Source organism: Pseudomonas sp. MWU13-2862 (assembly GCF_023242495.1).
In the GTDB taxonomy this organism is placed as follows: domain Bacteria; phylum Pseudomonadota; class Gammaproteobacteria; order Pseudomonadales; family Pseudomonadaceae; genus Aquipseudomonas; species Aquipseudomonas gingeri_D.
The window spans coordinates 244,293-263,908 of record NZ_JALMEZ010000003.1; the positions used below are offsets into that span (position 1 = coordinate 244,293).

A 19,616-nucleotide genomic window follows, 5' to 3' on the forward strand; every position below is an offset into this window, starting at 1 on the left:
TCAGGACGAACGATCATGACCCAGTTGCAGCAAGACAATCAGGCGTTGCCCGGCACCACCACCGAGCCCAGCGAATTCGCCAACCTGCTGATGCAGGAATTCAAACCCAAGACCGAACGTGCCCGCGAAGCCGTCGAAGGCGCCGTGCGCACCCTGGCCGAACAGGCCCTGGCGCAGACCGATCTGGTGTCCAACGACGCCATCAAGTCCATCGAATCGATCATCGCCGCCATCGATGCCAAGCTCACCGCGCAGGTCAACCAGGTGATCCATCACCCTGAGTTCCAGCAGCTGGAAAGCGCCTGGCGCGGCCTGCACTACCTGGTCAACAACACCGAAAGCGACGAACAGCTGAAGATCCGCGTGCTGAACATCGCCAAGCCGGAGCTGCACAAGACCCTGAAGAAATTCAAGGGCACGGCCTGGGACCAGAGCCCGATCTTCAAGAAGATGTACGAAGAGGAATACGGCCAGTTCGGCGGCGAGCCCTATGGCTGCCTGGTGGGCGACTACTACTTCGACCAGTCGCCACCGGATGTCGAGCTGTTGGGCGAGCTGTCCAAGGTCTGCGCGGCGATGCACGCGCCGTTCATTGCCGCCGCTTCGCCGACCGTGATGGGCATGGGCTCGTGGCAGGAACTGTCGAACCCCCGCGACCTGACCAAGATCTTCACCACCCCGGAATATGCCGGCTGGCGTTCGCTGCGTGAATCGGAAGACTCGCGCTACATCGGCCTGACCATGCCGCGCTTCCTGGCACGCCTGCCCTATGGTGCCAAGACCGACCCGGTGGAAGCCTTCGCCTTCGAAGAAGACACCGACGGCGCCGACAGCGCCAAGTACACCTGGGCCAACGCGGCCTACGCCATGGCGGCGAACATCAACCGTTCGTTCAAGCACTACGGCTGGTGCTCGCGGATTCGCGGCGTCGAATCCGGCGGCGAAGTGCAGAACCTGCCGGCCCACACCTTCCCCACCGATGACGGTGGCGTGGACATGAAGTGCCCGACCGAAATCGCGATTTCCGACCGTCGCGAAGCCGAGTTGGCGAAAAACGGCTTCATGCCGCTGCTGCACAAGAAGAACACCGACTTCGCCGCGTTCATCGGCGCCCAGTCGCTGCAGAAACCGGCCGAATACGACGACCCGGACGCCACCGCCAACGCCAACCTGGCCGCGCGCCTGCCGTACCTGTTCGCCACCTGCCGCTTCGCCCATTACCTCAAGTGCATCGTGCGCGACAAGATCGGCTCGTTCAAAGAGAAGGACGAGATGCAGCGCTGGTTGCAGGACTGGATCCTCAACTACGTGGACGGCGATCCGGCCCACTCCACCGAAACCACCAAGGCCCAGCACCCACTGGCGGCGGCGGAAGTGGTGGTCGAGGACGTCGAGGGCAACCCGGGTTACTACACCTCCAAGTTCTTCCTGCGCCCGCACTACCAGCTCGAAGGCCTGACCGTTTCGTTGCGCCTGGTCTCGAAACTGCCGTCGGCAAAAGGGGCGTAAGCCCAAACCCGCAACCACAGCGCACCCGCCCCCACGCGGCGGGTCCTGGCTAATCACATCGTGGTGAAGACCACACTGGAGAAAACATGGCTGTTGATATCTTCATCAAGATCGGCGACATCAAGGGCGAGTCCCAGGACAAGGCCCACAAAGAGGAAATCGACGTCCTCAACTGGAGCTGGGGCATGTCCCAGTCCGGCAACATGCACATGGGCGGTGGCGGCGGTGCCGGCAAGGTCAATATCCAGGACCTGTCGTTGACCAAGTACGTCGACAAGGCTTCGCCGAACCTGATGATGCATTGCGCCAGCGGCAAGCACATCGACAAGGTCACCCTGGTGGTGCGCAAGGCCGGCGGCGAAAGCCAGGTCGAGTACATGAAGATCGACCTGGAAGAAGTGCTGGTCACGTCCCTGAGCACCGGCGGTTCGGGCAGCGATGATCGCCTGACCGAAAACGTCACCCTGAACTTCGCCCAGGTCAAGGTCGAGTACCAGGAGCAGAAAGCCGACGGCTCCAAGCAAGGCGGCCCGGTCAAGTTCGGCTGGAACATCCGCTCGAACATCAAGCTCTGAACCCTGCGCCCCTGGCGCTCAGCGTCGGGGGCGTGCGGTGTTACCCCGAATTCGATTCATTCCCGGTGTCCGAGCATGGCCAAGCCTTCGTTTCCCGTTCAGTGGCGCTGCCGCCGCGCAGTGTCCAGCCCCTGTGACGTCGCGCGATGAGCAACGTGCCGAGCGACCTCACCCTGCGCGAACGCCTGCAACCGTCGCTGCTCGACCGCCTGACCGACGACGAACCGGGCACTCTCCAGGAAGGCAGCGACAAACGCGTGCTGTCCCTGAGCCAACTCAAGGCCTCGGTGCTGCGTGACCTGACCTGGCTGCTCAACAGCACCAGCCTGCTCGACGCCGACGCCACCCTGCACACCCCGGCCGGCACTTCGGTGATCAACTACGGCCTGCCGGCGCTGGCGGGCAACAGCGCGTCGAGCATCGATGTGGCCGCCCTCGAGGGCCTGATCCACACCGCCATCACCACCTTCGAACCGCGCATCCTCAGCCATACGCTGCGGGTCCGGGCCCAGGTCGCCCACGGCGAGATGAACCACAACGCCCTGAGCTTCGAGATCGAAGGCGATCTCTGGGCATTGCCGGCCTCATTGCCGCTGCTGCTGCGCACCGACCTCGACCTGGAATCCGGCCATGTCCGCGTGGTCCCCGCCGAGCAACGGAGACGCTCATGAACCCGCGCCTGCTCGACCTGTACAACCAGGAGCTGCAACACGTGCGCGAAAGCGCCGCCGAGTTCGCCAAGGAATACCCGAAGATCGCCGGACGCCTGACGCTGTCCGGGCTCGATTGCGCCGACCCCTACGTCGAGCGCCTGCTGGAAGGTTTCGCCTACCTCACCGCGCGGGTGCAGCTCAAGCTCAATGCCGAATACCCGACCTTCACCCACAACCTGCTGGAAATCGCCTACCCGCACTACCTGGCGCCGACACCGTCGATGACCGTGGTGCAGTTGCAGACCGATCCGGACGAAGGCTCCCTGGCCGGCGGTTTCACCCTGCCCCGGGACAGCGTGTTGCGCGCCACCTTGGGCAAGGACACCCAGACCTCCTGCGAGTACCGCAGCGCCCACGCGGTGACGCTGTGGCCGTTGCAGGTCAGCCACGCCGAGTACTTCGGCAACCCGTCGGCGGTGCTCGGGCGCCTGGCCGCCAGCGAGCCGAAGGCCAAGGCCGGCCTGCGCCTGACCCTGCGCAGCGGCGCCGAACTGCCGTTCAACCAGCTCGACCTGGACAGCCTGCCGCTCTACCTCAACGGTGCCGACGAGCAACCGTTTCGCCTCTACGAACAACTGCTGGGCAATGCCTGCGCGGTGTTCGCCCGTGCCCCCGGTGGCGACTGGGTCGAACGCCTGCCCGCCGATGCCCTGCGCGCCTGCGGCTTCGACGACCGCGAAGCGGCGATGCCGGTGGTGGCCCAAGCCTTCCAGGGCTATCGGCTGCTGCAGGAATACTTCGCCCTGCCCCAGCGCTACCTGTTCGTCGAATTCGCCGAACTGGGCCGCGCGGTCAAGCGTTGCGCCGGCCAGGAACTGGAACTGATCGTGCTCTTCGAGCGCTTTGACCCGAGCCTGGAAAGCAGCGTCGGCGCCGCGCAGTTCGTGCCCTTCTGCACCCCGGCGATCAACCTGTTCCCACGTCGGGTGGACCGTATCCACCTGTCCGAGCGGGTCAACGAACACCATGTGATCGCCGACCGCACCCGGCCCATGGACTTCGAGATCCACTCGCTGACCGGCGTCACCGGCCACGGCACCGGGCCCGACCAGCCGTTCCTGCCGTTCTATGCCGTGCGTGATCCATCCCGCTATGGCCGCGACCAGGCCTACTACACCCTGCGTCGCGAACCCCGGGTGCTGTCCAGCGAACAACGGCGCAAAGGCACCCGCTCGACCTACGTCGGCAGTGAAACCTTCATCAGCCTGGTGGACAACCGCCAGGCACCTTACGGTCACGACCTGCGCCAGCTGGGCGTCAGCGCCCTGTGCACCAACCGCGACCTGCCGCTGTTCATGAACGTCGGCAGCGGCAAGAGCGACTTCACCCTGGCCGACAGCGCCCCGGTCTCGGCGATCCGCTGCCTGGCCGGGCCGAGTCGGCCACGGGCCAGCCATGCCCACGACAACCAGGCCTGGCGCCTGATCAGCCAGCTGTCGCTGAACTACCTGTCGCTGAGCGAAGCCGGCCAGGGTGCCGCCGCCCTGCGCGAATTGCTGCGCCTGTATGGCGAAAGCAACGACGCCGCCCTGCAATTGCAGATCGAGGGCCTGCGCGAGGTCAGCAGCAAACCCTGTACCCGGCGCCTGCCGATGCCCGGGCCGATCGTCTTCGGCCGTGGCCTGGAGATCACCCTGGAATTCGATGAAAACGCGTTTCGCGGCACCGGGGTGTTCCTCCTCGGCGCGGTGTTCGAACGCTTCCTGGCACGCTACGTGTCGATCAACAGTTTTACCGAGACGGTGATCCGTACCACCGAACGCGGCGAGATCATGCGATGGAAAGCCAAGCCCGGACGCCGTCCGACCCTGTGAGCACGCTCACGGCGATGCAGGCCGAACCCTGGGAATACGACTTCTTCCAGGCATTGCGGCGTATCGAGTGCGAATCGCCGCACCTGCCGCGCTTCGGCCATTCCCAGCGCCTGTCCGACGACCCGCTGCGCCTCGGCCAGCAGCTCGACTGCGCCTTCGCCCCGGCGACCCTGGCGTCCATGACCCCGGCCAGTGAAACGACGCCGGCGCGGTTGGAGCAGTTCTTCTTCGGCCTCGGCGGCCCCAACGGCCCGTTGCCGCTGCACCTGACCGAGTACATGCGCGAGCGCCAGCGCAACAATGCCGACAGCACCAGCAAGCGCTTCCTCGATGTGTTCCACCATCGCCTGCTGAGCCTGTTCTACCGGGCCTGGGCCGAAGCGCGGCCGACCGTCAGCCATGACCGTCCGGACGACGACTACTGGTCCGCGCGCCTGGCCGCCCTCAGTGGCCGGGGCATGCCCAGCCTGCTGAAACAGGGACTGATCCCGGACACCGCCAAGCTGCACTTCAGCGGCCACCTCGCCGCCCAGACCCGCTACCCCGACGGCCTGCGCGCCATCCTCCAGGAGTATTTCGGGCTGCCGGTGCAGATCGAGGAGTACGTCGGCCAATGGCTGCACCTGCCGGAGCGCAGCCGTGTCGGCGTCAGCGCGCACCAGCTGGGCGTCGACTTCTGCCTGGGCCAGCATGTCTGGGATCGCCAGCACAAATTCCGCATCCGCGTCGGCCCGCTCAAGCTGGCCGACTACATGGGCCTGCTGCCCGACGGTGAACCCTTCCGCCACCTGGTGGCCTGGGTCGCCGAATACCTGGGGCACGAGCTGGACTGGGACCTGAACCTGGTCCTGGAACAGCCGCAAGTGCCCACGCTGCAACTCAACGGCCAATTCCGCCTGGGTTTCAACACCTGGCTCGGCCAACCCCAAGAAGACGCCAAGGACCTGATCCTGGCCCGGCACTACGCCGATCAGGCCACCTCGGCCCACCATTCAAGGAGCCCGGACCATGGGTGAAATCAGCCGCGCCGCGTTATTCGGCAAACTCAACAGCGTCGCCTACAAGGCCATCGAAGCCGCCACGGTGTTCTGCAAACTGCGGGGCAATCCGTATGTGGAGCTGAGCCACTGGCTGCACCAGTTGCTGCAATTGCAGGACTCGGACCTGCACCGCCTGATCCGCCAGTTCAACATCGAACCGGCGCGCCTGGCCCGCGACCTGACCGACGCCCTGGACCGCCTGCCGCGCGGCTCGACCTCGATCACCGACCTCTCGTCCCACGTCGAAGAAGCGGTGGAGCGCGGCTGGGTCTATGGCAGCCTGATGTTCGGCGAAAGCCAGGTACGCACCGGCTACCTGATACTCGGCATCCTCAAGACCCCGAGCCTGCGCCATGCCTTGCTGGCGCTGTCGTCGGAGTTCGACAAGATCAAGGTCGAAGCCCTGAGCGAACGCTTTGACGAGTACGTCGGCGACTCGCCGGAAAATCACCTGGGTGCCAGCGACGGCTTCACCGCCGGGGCGGTGCCGGGCGAAGCCAGCGGCGCCATGGCCCCCAGCGCCATGGGCAAGCAGGAAGCCCTCAAGCGTTTCACCGTGGACCTGACCGAACAGGCCCGCAGCGGCAAGCTCGACCCCATCGTCGGTCGCGATGAAGAGATCCGCCAACTGGTGGATATCCTCATGCGCCGCCGCCAGAACAACCCGATCCTCACGGGCGAAGCCGGCGTCGGCAAGACCGCCGTGGTCGAAGGCTTCGCCCTGCGCATCGTCGCCGGTGACGTGCCGCCGGCCTTGAAAGATGTGGAGCTGCGCAGCCTCGATGTCGGCCTGCTGCAGGCCGGCGCAAGCATGAAAGGCGAGTTCGAACAGCGCCTGCGCCAGGTCATCGAAGACGTCCAGGCCTCGCCCAAGCCGATCATCCTGTTTATCGACGAAGCCCACACCCTGGTGGGTGCCGGTGGCGCCGCCGGCACCGGCGACGCGGCCAACCTGCTGAAACCGGCACTGGCCCGTGGCACCTTGCGCACCGTGGCCGCGACCACCTGGGCCGAGTACAAGAAACACATCGAGAAAGACCCGGCCCTGACCCGCCGTTTCCAGGTGGTGCAGGTCGCCGAGCCGTCGGAAGACAAGGCCCTGCTGATGATGCGCGGCGTTGCCTCGACCATGGAAAAACACCATCAGGTGCAGATCCTCGACGAAGCGCTGGAAGCTTCGGTGAAGCTGTCGCACCGCTATATCCCGGCGCGCCAGTTGCCGGACAAATCCGTCAGCCTGCTGGACACCGCCTGTGCCCGGGTTGCCATCAGCCTGCATGCGGTGCCCGCTGAAGTGGATGACAGCCGTCGACGTATCGAAGCGCTGGAAATCGAGTTGCAGATCATTGCCCGCGAACATGCCATCGGCGTCGATACCGCCGCCCGCCGCAGCAACAGCGAGAACCTGTTGAACGCCGAACGCGAGCGCCTGGCCGAGCTGGAAGTGCGCTGGGCCGATGAGAAAGCCCTGGTGGACGAACTGCTCGCCACCCGCGCCGAGCTGCGCGCAAGCGCCGGCGTGGTGGACAGCGATATCGAGCTGGGCCACGCGCTGCGGGAAAAACTGGTCGACCTGCAACAGCGCCTCAGCGCCCTGCAAGGCGAAACCCCGCTGATCCTGCCGACCGTGGACTACCAGGCGGTGGCCTCGGTGGTCGCCGACTGGACCGGCATTCCGGTGGGCCGCATGGCCCGCAACGAACTGGAAACCGTGCTCAACCTCGACCAGCATCTGCAGAAGCGCATCATCGGCCAGGACCATGCCCTGCGGATGATCGCCAAGCGCATCCAGACCTCCCGCGCCGGCCTCGACAACCCGAGCAAGCCGATCGGCGTGTTCATGCTCGCCGGCACCTCGGGCGTCGGCAAGACCGAAACCGCCCTGGCCCTGGCCGAAGCCATGTACGGCGGCGAGCAGAACGTCATCACCATCAATATGAGCGAGTTCCAGGAAGCCCATACCGTCTCGACGCTCAAGGGCGCCCCGCCCGGCTATGTCGGTTACGGCGAAGGTGGCGTGCTGACCGAAGCCGTGCGGCGCAAGCCTTACAGCGTGGTGTTGCTGGACGAGGTGGAAAAGGCCCACCCGGACGTGCACGAGATCTTTTTCCAGGTTTTCGACAAGGGCGTGATGGAGGACGGCGAAGGCCGGGTGATCGACTTCAAGAACACCCTGATCCTGCTCACCACCAACGCCGGTACCGAACTGATCTCGCATCTGTGCAAGGACGCCGACAACGTGCCGGACCCGGAGGAGATCGCCAAGGCGCTGCGCCAGCCGCTGCTGGAGATTTTCCCGCCGGCGTTGCTGGGGCGCTTGGTGACCATTCCGTACTATCCGCTGAGCGACACCATGCTCAAGGCGATCACCCGCTTGCAGTTGGGACGGATCAAGAAACGCGTGGAAAGCACCCACAAGGTGGCCTTCGATTTCGACGACGGGGTGGTCGACCTGATCGTTTCGCGCTGCACCGAGACGGAGAGCGGCGGCCGGATGATCGACACCATCCTGACCAACAGTTTGCTGCCGGACATGAGCCGCGAATTCCTCACGCGCATGCTCGAAGGCAAGGCGCTGGCGGGGGTGCGGATCAGCGAGCGGGATAACGAGCTGCATTACCAGTTCAGCGATACTAGCGCCTGAACTGACGCTTTCGCGGGCAAGCCCTGCTCCTACAGTGTTGTGTCGTACACGGATTTTGTGTTCGACGATGAACTGTAGGAGCAGGGCTTGCCCGCGAAGAGGCCTGCCCGAACACCACAATACCCAGAGATAACCCATGCTATTCACCCAAGCCACCCGCCTGGCCCAGATCAACAGCCCCCTCGGGCCGGATGTCCTGTTGCTCAAGGACTTCGGCGGCGGCGAGGAGCTGGGGCGGCTGTTCGACTACGAATTGCACCTGACCTCCAACGACGGCGCCCTGGACCTCAACCAGTTGCTGGGCAAGCCCATGAGCCTGTCGCTACAGGTCCAGGGCGGCCTGCGCCACTTCCACGGCATCGTCGCCCGCTGCAGCCAGAACGTCAGCCAGGGCCAGTTCGCCAGCTACTCGGTGACCCTGCGCCCCTGGCTCTGGCTGCTGACCCGCACCTCCGACTGCCGGATCTTCCAGCACCAGAGCATCCCGCAGATCATCAAGCAGGTGTTCCGCGACCTCGGCTTCTCAGACTTCGAAGACGCCCTCAGCCAGCCCTATCGCGAGTGGGAATACTGCGTCCAGTACCGCGAAAGCAGCTTCGACTTCGTCAGCCGGCTGATGGAACAGGAAGGTATCTACTACTACTTCCGCCATGAAAAGGACCGCCATGTGCTGGTCCTGGCCGACGCCTACGGCGCCCACCACAGCGCCCCGGGCTACGAATCGCTGCCCTACTACCCGCCGGACGGCCAGCATCGCGAGCGCGACCACCTCAACGGCTGGCACCTGGCCCAGGAAGTCCAGCCCGGCTCCCTGGAACTCAACGACTACGACTTCCAGCGCCCCAGCGCACGGATCGACGTGCGCTCGGCCATGCCGCGCCCGCACACCGCCGGCGACTATCCGCTGTACGACTACCCCGGCACCTACGTGCAGAGCCAGGACGGCGAGCACTACGCACGCACCCGTATCGAAGCGATCCAGAGTCTGCATGAACGGGTCGAACTCAACGGCAACGCCCGCGGCCTGGGCTCCGGGCACTTGTTCAGCCTCACCGGCTTCGGCCGCCAGGACCAGAATCGCGAGTACCTGATCGTCGGCGCCCGTTACTACATCGCCCAGGAAAACCTGGAGTCCGGCGCGACAGGGGCCGGTGCGCAGTTCGAAAGCAGCCTGAGCTGCATCGACGCGCAACAGAGCTTCCGCCCCCTGGCGAACACCGCGCGGCCCACCGTCAAAGGCCCGCAGACCGCCGTGGTGGTGGGCCCGGCCGGCGAGGAAATCTGGACCGACCAGTTCGGCCGGGTCAAGGTGCACTTCCACTGGGACCGCCACGACCAATCCAACGAAAACAGCTCCTGCTGGATTCGCGTGTCCCAGGCCTGGGCCGGCAAGAACTGGGGCTCGATGCAGATTCCGCGAATCGGCCAGGAAGTCATCGTCAGCTTCCTCGAAGGCGACCCCGACCGGCCGATCATCACCGGCCGGGTCTACAACGCCGAACAGACGGTGCCCTACGACCTGCCCGCCAACGCCACCCAGAGCGGCATGAAAAGCCGTTCGAGCAAGGGCGGCAGCCCGGCCAACTTCAACGAAATCCGCATGGAAGACAAGAAAGGCGCCGAGCAGCTGTACATCCATGCCGAGCGCAACCAGGACATCGTGGTCGAGGTCGACGAGAGCCATGCGGTGGGCCACGACCGCAACAAGAGCGTGGGGCGCGACGAGACGGTGACTATCGGCTCGGTGCGCCTGCGCGCGGTCAAGGACGACGACATCCTGGTGGTCGGCCGCAAGAAGACCGACAGCATCAGCCAGAGCTATGTCATCGAGGTCGGCGAAAACCTGCGCCTGGTCTGCGGCGAAAGCGTGCTGGAGCTGAACGCCAGCGGACAGATCAACCTGAGCGGCGTGCAGATCAGCTTCCATGCCTCGGGCGATGCCGAGTTCAACACCGGCGGCACCCTGCATCTGAACAACGGCGGCGGCCCCGGCGCGTCGCCCGAAGGCCAAGGCGTCAAAGGCAGCATCGACGCCAGCGTCAACGCGATGTTCCCCAAGCCCAAATAACGAGATTCGCGAGCCATGACCTACCGCCTCAATGAATTCCAGTTCGCCCTGCCCGAGAGCGAGCTGCTGGACGCCTCGATCAATATCCTCAAGTTTCCGGAGCTGGGGACTTCGCTGATCGTCAGTCGCAGCCAGCTGGCCGAGGGTGAAACCCTGCAAAGCAACTTCGACGCCCAGCTCAAGCGCCTGGAGCAACAGGTCCAGGAACTGCGCTACCAACCGGGCCAGGCCGTGCGCCTGGGCGCCGATCAGTCGGTGGATGGCATCGAGCTGCGCAGCCAGTTCAGCAAGGGTGCGGAGAAGGTCTTCCAGTACCAGCTCGCGCTGGTGTTGCCGGGCACCCGCAAGATGCTCGCCCTGAGTTACGTCAAGGCTGACAAGTTGGGGGATGCCGAAGCGGCGCATTGGGCGACGATCAAGCAGTCCCTGCAATTCGACCGGGTGGTGTGACGGAAGCCGTGCATGTCTGACGCACTGTGGGCCGCCCGGCTGGGCGATGGACTGTCCCATACCTCGATGATGGCCGATATTCTCGGCGGTGTGCTGGAGGTGGCGGCCAATGTGGCCATCGGCGCGCTGGCGACGGCAGCGGTGGTTGCCGCGACCGGGATTACGGTGGCCACTGGCGGGCTTGGAGCCTGTGTGCTGGGTGCGGTGGTCGGGGTGATCGTCGGCGTGGCGATGAGCAAGACCGGGGCCGACAAGGGCCTGAGCAAGATGTGCGAGGGCATCGGCAACGCGCTCTTTCCGCCCACGGTGCAGGCCACCATTCTCACTGGTTCCACCGACACCCTGATCAACTCGATTCCCGCTGCTCGTGCGGCCGGCGCGGTGCCGTCCCATGTGGCTCCGGCGGGTACGCCCGAGAGCGAAGAAGCGGCTCCCGCCGAAGGTGAAAAGGCCGAGGGACCGGGCTTTCTCGATATGGCCAAGGGCTTTTTCTCGCAGATGTGGCGGCCCACGGTGGCGACTCCGGCACCCGGTGCGGTGCCCAAACCGCTGGACCTGGTGACCTGCATGAAGCATCCGCCGATGCCGCCGCAGTTTCTTGCCGAAGGTTCGGAAAAGGTCAGCATCAACGGGCAGCCCGCCGTTCGCAGTGGGGACCGCAGTACCTGCGAGGCCACCGTGGTTTCGTCGGGACTGATCTCGCCCAACGTCACCATCGGCGGCGGCTCGGTAGTGGTGCGTGAGATTCGCAGCGGCAAGACACCCGGCGTCGGCCTGGCGATCACCGCATTGATGATGCTCAAAGGCAGCAAGGGCAAGTTCCTCAGTAATCTGCCGTGCATGTTGTTGGCCGGGGTGAACTCCTTTGTCACCAGCCAGGCCATCGGTGCGCTGACCAATGCCATCGCCGGCTCGCCGAACCCGGTGCATGCCGCGACGGGCGCCAAGGTGCTGGGCAGCGAGGACGAGCTGGACTTTGTCCTGCCCGGCATCCTGCCCATCGACTGGCAGCGTTTCTACAACAGTCGTGATGAGCGTCGCGACACATTGCTCGGTACAGGCTGGAGCCTGCCCTATGAAGTCGGCGTACGTATCGAGGTGCATCCCGAAGGCGGCGAGCGGCTGATCTATACCGATGAACAGGCGCGACGTATCGATATGGGCTCGATCCCGTTGGGCGGCGCGGTGTTCAGTCCGGGGGACGGACTGGCGGTGCGGCGCAACGGTAATGGACAACTGCTGATCGAAAGCGATGACGGTTTGTATCGCCTGTTCGAACCGACCCTGGCCGATCCTTCGACCTTGCGCCTGAGCCAGTTGGGTGACCGCAACGACAACCGGATCTATCTCGACTACGACGAGTCGGGGCGGCTGGTTCGGCTGCGCGATACTTTCGATCTGGTGCAAGTGGCGCTGATCTACAGCGCTCAATGGCCTCGGCGGGTCGGCCAGATCGAACGCCTGTACGCCGATCAACAGCGCGAAGTTCTGGTCAGCTACGACTACGACAGCAACGGCGATCTGGCCGAAGTGCGCGACAACCTTGGTCAAGTGCAACGGCGCTTTGCCTACGACAACGGGCGGCGGATGGTCGAGCATCAGTTGCCCACCGGGCTGCGCTGTTTCTATCAGTGGGCGCAAGTCGAGAATCTTGAGTGGAGAGTGATTCGGCACTGGACCGATGACGGCGACGATTATGTATTCGACTACGACCTGAGCAACGGCATCACCCGTGTCACCGACGGCTTGAAGCGTGTGAGTAGCCGTCGTTGGAACCCGCAGCACCAGATCACCGAGTACACCGACAACCTCGGCCACACCTGGCACTTCGAGTGGAACGACGAGCGCCAGCTGCTCGGCGCCACCGATCCCCAGGGCGGGCAGCATCAGTTCAGCTACGACGAAGCCGGCAACCTCAGTGCCACCGTCGACCCATTGGGCCGTAGCGAATCGACCTTGTGGCTGGAGCATTGGTCGCTGCCGCTGGTGGAGACCGATGCGGCGGGCAACAGCTGGCAATATCGCTACGACCCGCGCGGCAACTGCACCCACGAGACCGATCCGCTGGGGCAGATCACCCAATACCGTTTCGATGCCCAGGGCCAGGTGGTCGAGATCATCGACGCCACGGGTAAAAGCAAAACCTTGCAGTGGAACGACCTCGGGCAGTTGATTCGCCATGTGGACTGCTCGGGAACCCCGACCACCTTCAGTTACGATCGGCGTGGTCACCTGCAAACAGTCACCGATGCCCTCGGCGAACGCGTGACCTACCAGCACGATGCCCAGGGTCATCTGTTGCAGAGCCAGTTGCCGGATGGTCGTGTCGAACAGTACCTGCGCGACAGTAGCGGCCAACTTACCGGCTATGTCGATCCGGCCGGGCACAGCACGGGTTATCAATACGACCGACGCGGCCAGGTGCGCCAACGCATCGACGCCCATGGCCGGCAGGTGCAGTTCAGCTATGACACCTATGGGCGTTTGCAGGCGCTGACCAACGAAAATGGCGAGAGCTATCGCTTTGCCTGGGATGCCGGCGACCGCCTGACCGAACAACGCGATCTCGACGGCAGCGCTCGCTGTTATGCCTATGACGTGCTGGATAACGCGATTCGTGTGGAATACGTTCCGGCAGCGTTTGGCACTGGACTGGCGCTGGTACCGACGCAGCCTGTGGCGCCCATCGTTCATCAGTTGGAACGTGATGCGGTGGGGCGGCTGATCGCCAAGGTCACCGACGATGGGCGTACCGAGTACGCCTACAACCCGCAGGACCAACTCACCGCCATCACCTTTACCGACAACGACGGTAATGAACAAAAGCTCGGCTTTGCCTATGACGTCCTGGGCCAGTTGCTGGAAGAACAGGGCGCGGCGGGTAGCTTGCGGCATCACTACGATGAGCTGAGCAATCTGATCCAGACGCAGCTGCCGGATGGGCGTTGGCTCAACCGGCTGTATTACGGCAGCGGGCATCTGCACCAGATCAATCTGGACGGCCGGGTTATCAGCGATTTCGAGCGTGACCGTCTGCACCGCGAGGTGTTGCGTACCCAGGGCCAGCTCAGCACCCGCAGTGAGTACGACCGTGTTGGGCGCCTGCGTTCACGCTTGCGCCGCCCTTCCAACCAGCCATCAGCATTGCCGGCGCCAGCGCAGAAGCATTTCGACTACGACCCCAGCGATAATCTGATCGGCCGCCTCGACCGCCAGCCACGGGGCGACCAACGCCAGTTGCTGCATTACGACGCGACGGGCCGGATCATCGCCAGCCAGGACAGCGTGCAGGGCCAAAGCGAAACCTTCGCCTACGACGCCGCCGCCAACCTGCTGGACGGCCCGTCCGCCAGTGCCGGGCTGGTGGTGCACAACAAGCTGCTGACCTATCAGGACAAGCGTTATCGCTACGATGGGTTTGGGCGGATGATCGAGAAGCGCAGCGGTAGTCATCGGGTGCAGCGCTTTGCTTATGACGCCGAGCACCGGCTGATCGAGGTGCGCAACCAGGACGGTGCGCGGGAAACCGTTGTGCGTATGACCTACGATCCGCTGGGGCGGCGTATCGGCAAGACCGAGCACGACAACAACGGCTATCCGCTGGGCGAAACGCACTTTACCTGGGATGGCCTGCGCTTGTTGCAGGAACATCGCAATAGCCAGACCAGCCTGTATCTGTATGCCGATAACGGCTATGAACCGCTGGCCCGGGTCGATGGCAATGGCGCATTGCAGAAGGTCCGTTACTACCACAACGACCTGAGCGGATTGCCCGAGCAACTGACAGAGGCCGACGGCGCCACGGTATGGCAGGCCCGGTATCGGGTCTGGGGCAACACCCTTGAGGAGATACGCGAGCCGTATTACATCGAGGAACAGAACCTGCGGTTCCAGGGTCAGTACCTGGACCGCGAGACCGGGCTGCACTACAACACGTTCAGGTTTTATGATCCGGATGTGGGGCGGTTTACGACGCCGGACCCGATAGGACTCGCTGGCGGAATCAACCTGTACCAGTACGCATCCGAACCGTTCAGCTGGATTGATCCACTAGGCTTAAGCTGTTCTTCCGATGCGAAAAAGCTCGGAAACAATCTGGGGCCCGCCCCTAACTCCAATTACCGTGCTCACCACGTGGTGATGTCCAATACGAAGGATGTGCGGATGCGCTGGCTCAGACGCCGCATGGATAATTTCGGTATTGATATCAATAGCCCCAAAAATGGCGTGTGGCTCCCCAAAAATTCGCAGTCGCGCCTACCAGGCACCAAAGCAACAGCCCATGGCGGCGAAGGTGTGCATGGTAAAGCGTATAAGCAACACGTCTGGGAAACACTCAAAGGCGCCAAAACAAAGGCCGATTTTGAAGCTGGGTTAAGCAAGCTCAATATGGAGCTGAACGGCGGGAAAACCTTTCCGCGCATAAGATGAGTGAGGCTAAAAAATTGAAAGATTACCTAACCCAGTTACTGGCCGACAATAGGCATAAATATCCCGAGTTCCTCGACTGGGTAGAAAATACTACTCAAACAACCGTCTGGGGAATGGGTGTTATGTCTGCCTACTCGACAGGACCGTACGCTTGTGAGTTGCAAGGAAGTAAGCCGGGCCGTTTTTTAAAAAAGCCATCAGAGCCCGGCGACAACCGACAATGCTACTTCCTAGATAGTAACGGGAAAATTATCTGCGAGCTAAAATACGCCAAGTATCTACCTAAGAAAGGACGATGGATAGTTTATAGATCGTTTTTCCTACATAAAGATGAGCAAATTATCGAATATTCCTTTGATAGTGAGTTAGACGGTAGTCGTGAGGCCGACCTGATTTGCGTCACACTCACAAGCCTCGCTGACGAGCACGTGGTATCTCGCCACTCCCTTTATACACAGGGTCAGTATATAGAAACTACGTATGGCTTGCTTCATGAGGAAATACGATCCATCACCCAAAAAATCTGGACAGACATTTACATACAAAGGGAATACGAAGTCGTCGACCATGATAAACACCCAACAATTTATGAGCTAGTCGACAGCAAAAAAATCAAGATCTACCCGGAGTAAGGAAAAGGGCCCAATATAATGCAGTTTTCAATCTACCAAGTTAAAAGTTAACACCATGAGCATAGAAGCGTGAAAAGAATTAGAAAAAAGTTATCATTAGAATTAAAAAGTATTACTTCTTCATGCTTTGATCTGAAAGCTAGCAAAAACAGGCTAAGCCTACTTATTGCCAAAGAAAAACATGGCGAAATTTACGTCCAGCACTTGTCGAAAGCCGACGACTATTATGCCGGTATGAAGATTTTCAAATGTGACGCCATGGACTTTTGCATCAGCCAATCCCCGACCTACCCCAGTCAACTGCTGAACTCATCATTTCTTTCCAAAAACTCACTATCAGAGCGTGATAGGAAATTTGGGGACGAGATCGGTGGAATTATCAGAACACCCGTATCGCAAGACATAAAATCGGGTTGAACGATGACCCGAGAAACTTCACATGGGCACAGAATGGTGGGGGCAACCACTCTGTTGCGAGTGCGAAAAAAGTTTTCGAGATTCTTCAGAAGGCTGACAGCGGCGGAACCGCAAGCATTGAGAGCGCACTGAAAAGAATGGGCATGCAAATGACGGGAGGGACATTCTAAATGGATGACTCGGAAAAGATTTATGAAAACAATATAGCGGTCATCTCCAAGCTGCATGCCGCCATAGAGGCAGGCAAAACATCTGCGGTCAAAGCGACACTGGAAAAGCATCCAGACCTGCTTGGTCTCCCTTTGTATGGGCTACCGGGACACGAAACCCTGCTGCATTTGGCGGCAGAAAGCGGCCACATAGACATCTGTGAGTTATTGGTCACCATGGGTATCGCCCTGGATACCCCTGCTACCAGCTCAGGCGATACCACACCGCTATCCGGTGCGGCGCGTAACGGCCATTTGGAAGCATGCAAATGGCTGCTCGACGAGGGAGCGAGAATCGACGGTTGGCCGACAAGTGTCACAACACCCCTCATAGAGGCTATTGTTTCCGGGCATCAGGCAGTGGTCGAGTTTCTGGTTAAGCGCGGTGCCGCTACCAACCGGCTCCACGGCAGGCTCAACACCACGCCTCTGGACATCGCCAATAGCTGGGATCTTCCAGACATTGCATCGATCCTGAAAGATAACGGCGCCGTGAGCGTGATGGACGTTATCCGCGAGCCTGAGAGCGAATATGGTGGCGCCATTGTCAGTTTTGTTCACAACACCGCCGGCTGGGTTCTGCCCGCTCAAGTAAGCCCCGTAACGGCTATAAAAAACGTTGATCTGCGTATCAGCTGCATCGACGGAAAAAATAAATTCAAGCTGTTGTTTACTGTCGGACTGTTCAACCAGTCCCCCAGGACAGAGCTTTTTTTCTGTTTGCCCGGGGATTGGCCGTTGACCCGCTCTGGCTTCAACACCGACAGCACGTGGGCATTTCCTACTCAAATGTTGTCTCGACTGGCAAATGAAACGCTTGAAAACGGCTCATTGAAAGAAGGGCAGCTCATTCGGCGAACCGACCCCGCCTATTCGGACCTAGGGTGGCCAGCAGAGATTGATGCATTGGTCACTGTTGATAAAGTTTGGAACAAAGACTCCTCGAACGAACCAATACCCGATGAGGACAAAGTCATGCTGTACGTGCTGGCGCCGTTGAAATTCACCAAAAAAGGGGCACCTGATGAAGCTGCGCTCGCCGCATTGGCAGACAGCAGGCGCGCAGCAAGCTGGGCTAAGCTAGCCATTCCAGCCACCATTACTGATTGATATTTTTAGTAACTATAAGATCAGTATGCGACCGAGACTCTGAAAGATATTGCGTTTTTATGCAGTCTAGCCGTTGAACTCCGTCGCGTACTTATTTCTGAAAACCCACAAATTTACCAATCCGACACCATGCTCTCCCACCCGTTGCTAGCAAATGAAGCATCCCACCAAAAAACCTCATATTTCCCACGCACTTCGGCGCATGAGGGATATCGCCCGCACCGCCAGTAATAAGCTACAGTTTTCCTGTCGCTGAAAACTCAGCGATACGGGGTTCGCAGCCCGATTGTGAATAGGCACACTGCGTCGCGAAAGCGGCTGCTTAAGGAGCCTAACAATGACAAATAACATTACCCCCAATCTGCCTCTCACTCGCAAAGCACCTAGCGCGGTCGAAAAGGCGGTATATCTACGTAAAACCTCTGACGTCCCTTCCGGCAAGGCTGAGTTGGATCCGGCAAACACGCCAGGATTGCTCAGTACCCTCGCCTTCACTTCCTCCAAACCCGTCATCCCCGAAGATCCCTGCAAGCCCACGCTGTTTTCCATCCAACCAAGCATCAACGCCCAGGATGCGCTGACCTACGTGTCGCGACTGCTCGAAACGGCTGAACTCAATGGCGGCGAAATCAGCCTGCATACCAACCCCGTCGAACGGGCGCTGTTCTAGGGCATGCTGCATTCGGTGGAAGTCGCTCGGGCGGTGGTGGATGCGTTGCTGGAAGGTTCGTCCTCACCTAATCCTGCGTCGCCTTCATAAATTTCCCAGGCGGTAAGCAGAGCCTTATCCGCATCCTCTGAAAATCCCGGTAACAATCAGCCTGTCATTTCTCAGCGCGTTATCGGGATAACACCTCGCTCAAACTAAACAACACCCTGCATAAAAAATTCAGCAGGGACTTTAAAAAACTCGGAAAATTTCTTCACCTGAGCAACAGTCATTTTTCTTTTATCGTTCAAAATCTCAGAAATCGCACTTTGAGTCGCAATGGCAGAAAGATCCTTTTGCTTAATCCCTCTTTCATCCATCAGAAATGCCAACGCTTGCGACTGAGAAGAATAAGGGACCAGAACCGTTTCGGTCTCATATTCATACACACGATCAACCACCAACTCCGCAAAGCGCGCAGCCGCATGATCTTCACTGTCCGCATGTGAGTAAAACTCATCAATCAACGCCATTCGATCTTTAAGATCGCTGTCATCCTTGATTTTCTCACGGCATGCGGATAACAACCGAGCAGAGCTTGCTACCTGATCGTTCAGCTTTTCAAACATGGCGGAAATACCCTCTACGAGAATCAGATATTTTTCAAATATCCAAACCATCATCCTAAATGATCGAAACCCCGCGCGGCCCCAACGGAAAAACAATGAAACGCTCTGGTGCAGAGTGCTACTACCCAGACCAGTCGTCGCTCACCCGCCCCGTCAAAAGCACCATCCCCAGCGTGGTCTATCCTTGAGTCGTCACTAGAGCCGGACCTCGACACAGGAGACAGCGAATGGATGCACGAGAAAGAGCGTTGATGCGGGCCAGCGTGGCCTTGGGGTTGCTGATCAGCACCCTGAAGAAGCACGATCTGGAAGCCCCCCTTTCCCTGGACGATCCACATTTCAAGGAGCTGATCACTCACCTGCGGGACAACTTGCTGGAGGCGCAGGCGGACGAGAGCGTTTCCAGTGTCATGGTCTCGATCAACAAGGCCTTCACCGATGGCGTGCGGCTCAATGCCCGCAGCGTGGGGAGCTTGTTGACGGCGCTGAAGAAGGTCGATGGGCTGCTCATCGAGGCCGGCGAGAGGCACGCTCCGTTGCAGCTGCTTCAGGTGAACGCGGGCTGAAATAAATACAGGCCCCCCTGTAGCGGCCGGCTTGCTGGCGATGGCGGTCGGACAGACGATGCAAGGCTTGCTGGCCTCTTCGCGGGCAAGCCCTGCTCCTACAAGGGGCGCGATGTTCTTGGAGGCGTGCGCCCGCTATTTGCTCGACAACTGTGATCCA

General features: G+C 61.0%; 15 protein-coding genes. 14 read left to right on the forward strand and 1 reads right to left on the reverse strand.

Translation table 11 applies throughout. The features are described 5' to 3' along the window. Nucleotides 1-15: 15 nt before the first annotated feature. From tssC to M5C56_RS07025, 13 genes are all read left to right on the forward strand, one after another. Entirely contained in the window at nt 16-1,509 is a 1,494-nt protein-coding gene (gene tssC / locus M5C56_RS06965) for a type VI secretion system contractile sheath large subunit (RefSeq protein ID WP_103495521.1), read from the forward strand. An 86-nt stretch (nt 1,510-1,595) separates the two neighbouring features. Next, nucleotides 1,596-2,084 carry a type VI secretion system tube protein Hcp gene (locus tag M5C56_RS06970; protein WP_103495522.1) on the forward strand — a complete coding sequence of 163 codons (489 nt, stop codon included), beginning with the start codon at nt 1,596-1,598 and terminating at the stop codon, nt 2,082-2,084. 155 nt (nt 2,085-2,239) lie between these two features. Next, the gene (tssE, locus tag M5C56_RS06975) at nt 2,240-2,755 is read left to right on the forward strand and encodes a type VI secretion system baseplate subunit TssE (RefSeq protein ID WP_103495526.1); all 516 of its coding nucleotides are present in this window, start codon (nt 2,240-2,242) and stop codon (nt 2,753-2,755) included. Continuing rightward, a complete protein-coding gene (gene tssF / locus M5C56_RS06980) occupies nt 2,752-4,611 on the forward strand; it encodes a type VI secretion system baseplate subunit TssF (RefSeq protein WP_103495523.1) in 1,860 nt (619 codons plus the stop codon). The genes tssE and tssF overlap by 4 nt, the downstream gene beginning before the upstream one ends. Next, nucleotides 4,575-5,627, forward strand: a complete 1,053-nt coding sequence (gene tssG, locus M5C56_RS06985; RefSeq protein WP_103495524.1) for a type VI secretion system baseplate subunit TssG — start codon at nt 4,575-4,577, stop codon at nt 5,625-5,627. Before tssF ends, tssG begins: the two co-directional genes overlap by 37 nt. Further along, nucleotides 5,620-8,295 carry a type VI secretion system ATPase TssH gene (gene tssH, locus M5C56_RS06990; RefSeq protein ID WP_103495525.1) on the forward strand — a complete coding sequence of 892 codons (2,676 nt, stop codon included), beginning with the start codon at nt 5,620-5,622 and terminating at the stop codon, nt 8,293-8,295. The genes tssG and tssH overlap by 8 nt, the downstream gene beginning before the upstream one ends. Before the next feature lie 136 nt (nt 8,296-8,431). Continuing rightward, nucleotides 8,432-10,363, forward strand: coding sequence for a type VI secretion system tip protein VgrG (locus M5C56_RS06995; protein ID WP_103499387.1), 1,932 nt, complete (start codon nt 8,432-8,434; stop codon nt 10,361-10,363). A 15-nt stretch (nt 10,364-10,378) separates the two neighbouring features. Next, entirely contained in the window at nt 10,379-10,813 is a 435-nt protein-coding gene (locus M5C56_RS07000) for a DcrB-related protein (protein ID WP_100939801.1), read from the forward strand. Between the two features lie 12 nt (nt 10,814-10,825). After that, on the forward strand, nt 10,826-15,244 hold the full coding sequence (locus tag M5C56_RS07005) for an RHS repeat-associated core domain-containing protein (RefSeq protein ID WP_103499388.1): 4,419 nt from the start codon (nt 10,826-10,828) through the stop codon (nt 15,242-15,244). Continuing rightward, nucleotides 15,241-15,876, forward strand: coding sequence for a hypothetical protein (locus M5C56_RS07010; protein ID WP_103499389.1), 636 nt, complete (start codon nt 15,241-15,243; stop codon nt 15,874-15,876). The genes M5C56_RS07005 and M5C56_RS07010 overlap by 4 nt, the downstream gene beginning before the upstream one ends. Nucleotides 15,877-15,945: 69 nt before the next feature. Beyond that, nucleotides 15,946-16,293: a hypothetical protein gene (locus M5C56_RS07015; RefSeq protein ID WP_247263077.1), complete on the forward strand. Its 348-nt coding sequence runs from the start codon at nt 15,946-15,948 to the stop codon at nt 16,291-16,293. A 170-nt stretch (nt 16,294-16,463) separates the two neighbouring features. Next, a complete protein-coding gene (locus M5C56_RS07020) occupies nt 16,464-17,612 on the forward strand; it encodes an ankyrin repeat domain-containing protein (protein ID WP_103499390.1) in 1,149 nt (382 codons plus the stop codon). Between the two features lie 337 nt (nt 17,613-17,949). Continuing rightward, a complete protein-coding gene (locus tag M5C56_RS07025) occupies nt 17,950-18,282 on the forward strand; it encodes a hypothetical protein (protein ID WP_348648023.1) in 333 nt (110 codons plus the stop codon). Nucleotides 18,283-18,476: 194 nt separating this feature from the next. On the opposite strand, the gene M5C56_RS07030 is transcribed toward M5C56_RS07025, so the two are convergent. Next, nucleotides 18,477-18,944, reverse strand: a complete 468-nt coding sequence (locus tag M5C56_RS07030) for a helix-turn-helix domain-containing protein (RefSeq protein WP_103499391.1) — start codon at nt 18,942-18,944, stop codon at nt 18,477-18,479. A gap of 173 nt (nt 18,945-19,117) precedes the next feature. Between M5C56_RS07030 and M5C56_RS07035 the strand changes: the two genes are divergently transcribed. Beyond that, nucleotides 19,118-19,456: a hypothetical protein gene (locus M5C56_RS07035; RefSeq protein WP_247263079.1), complete on the forward strand. Its 339-nt coding sequence runs from the start codon at nt 19,118-19,120 to the stop codon at nt 19,454-19,456. Nucleotides 19,457-19,616 lie beyond the last annotated feature (160 nt).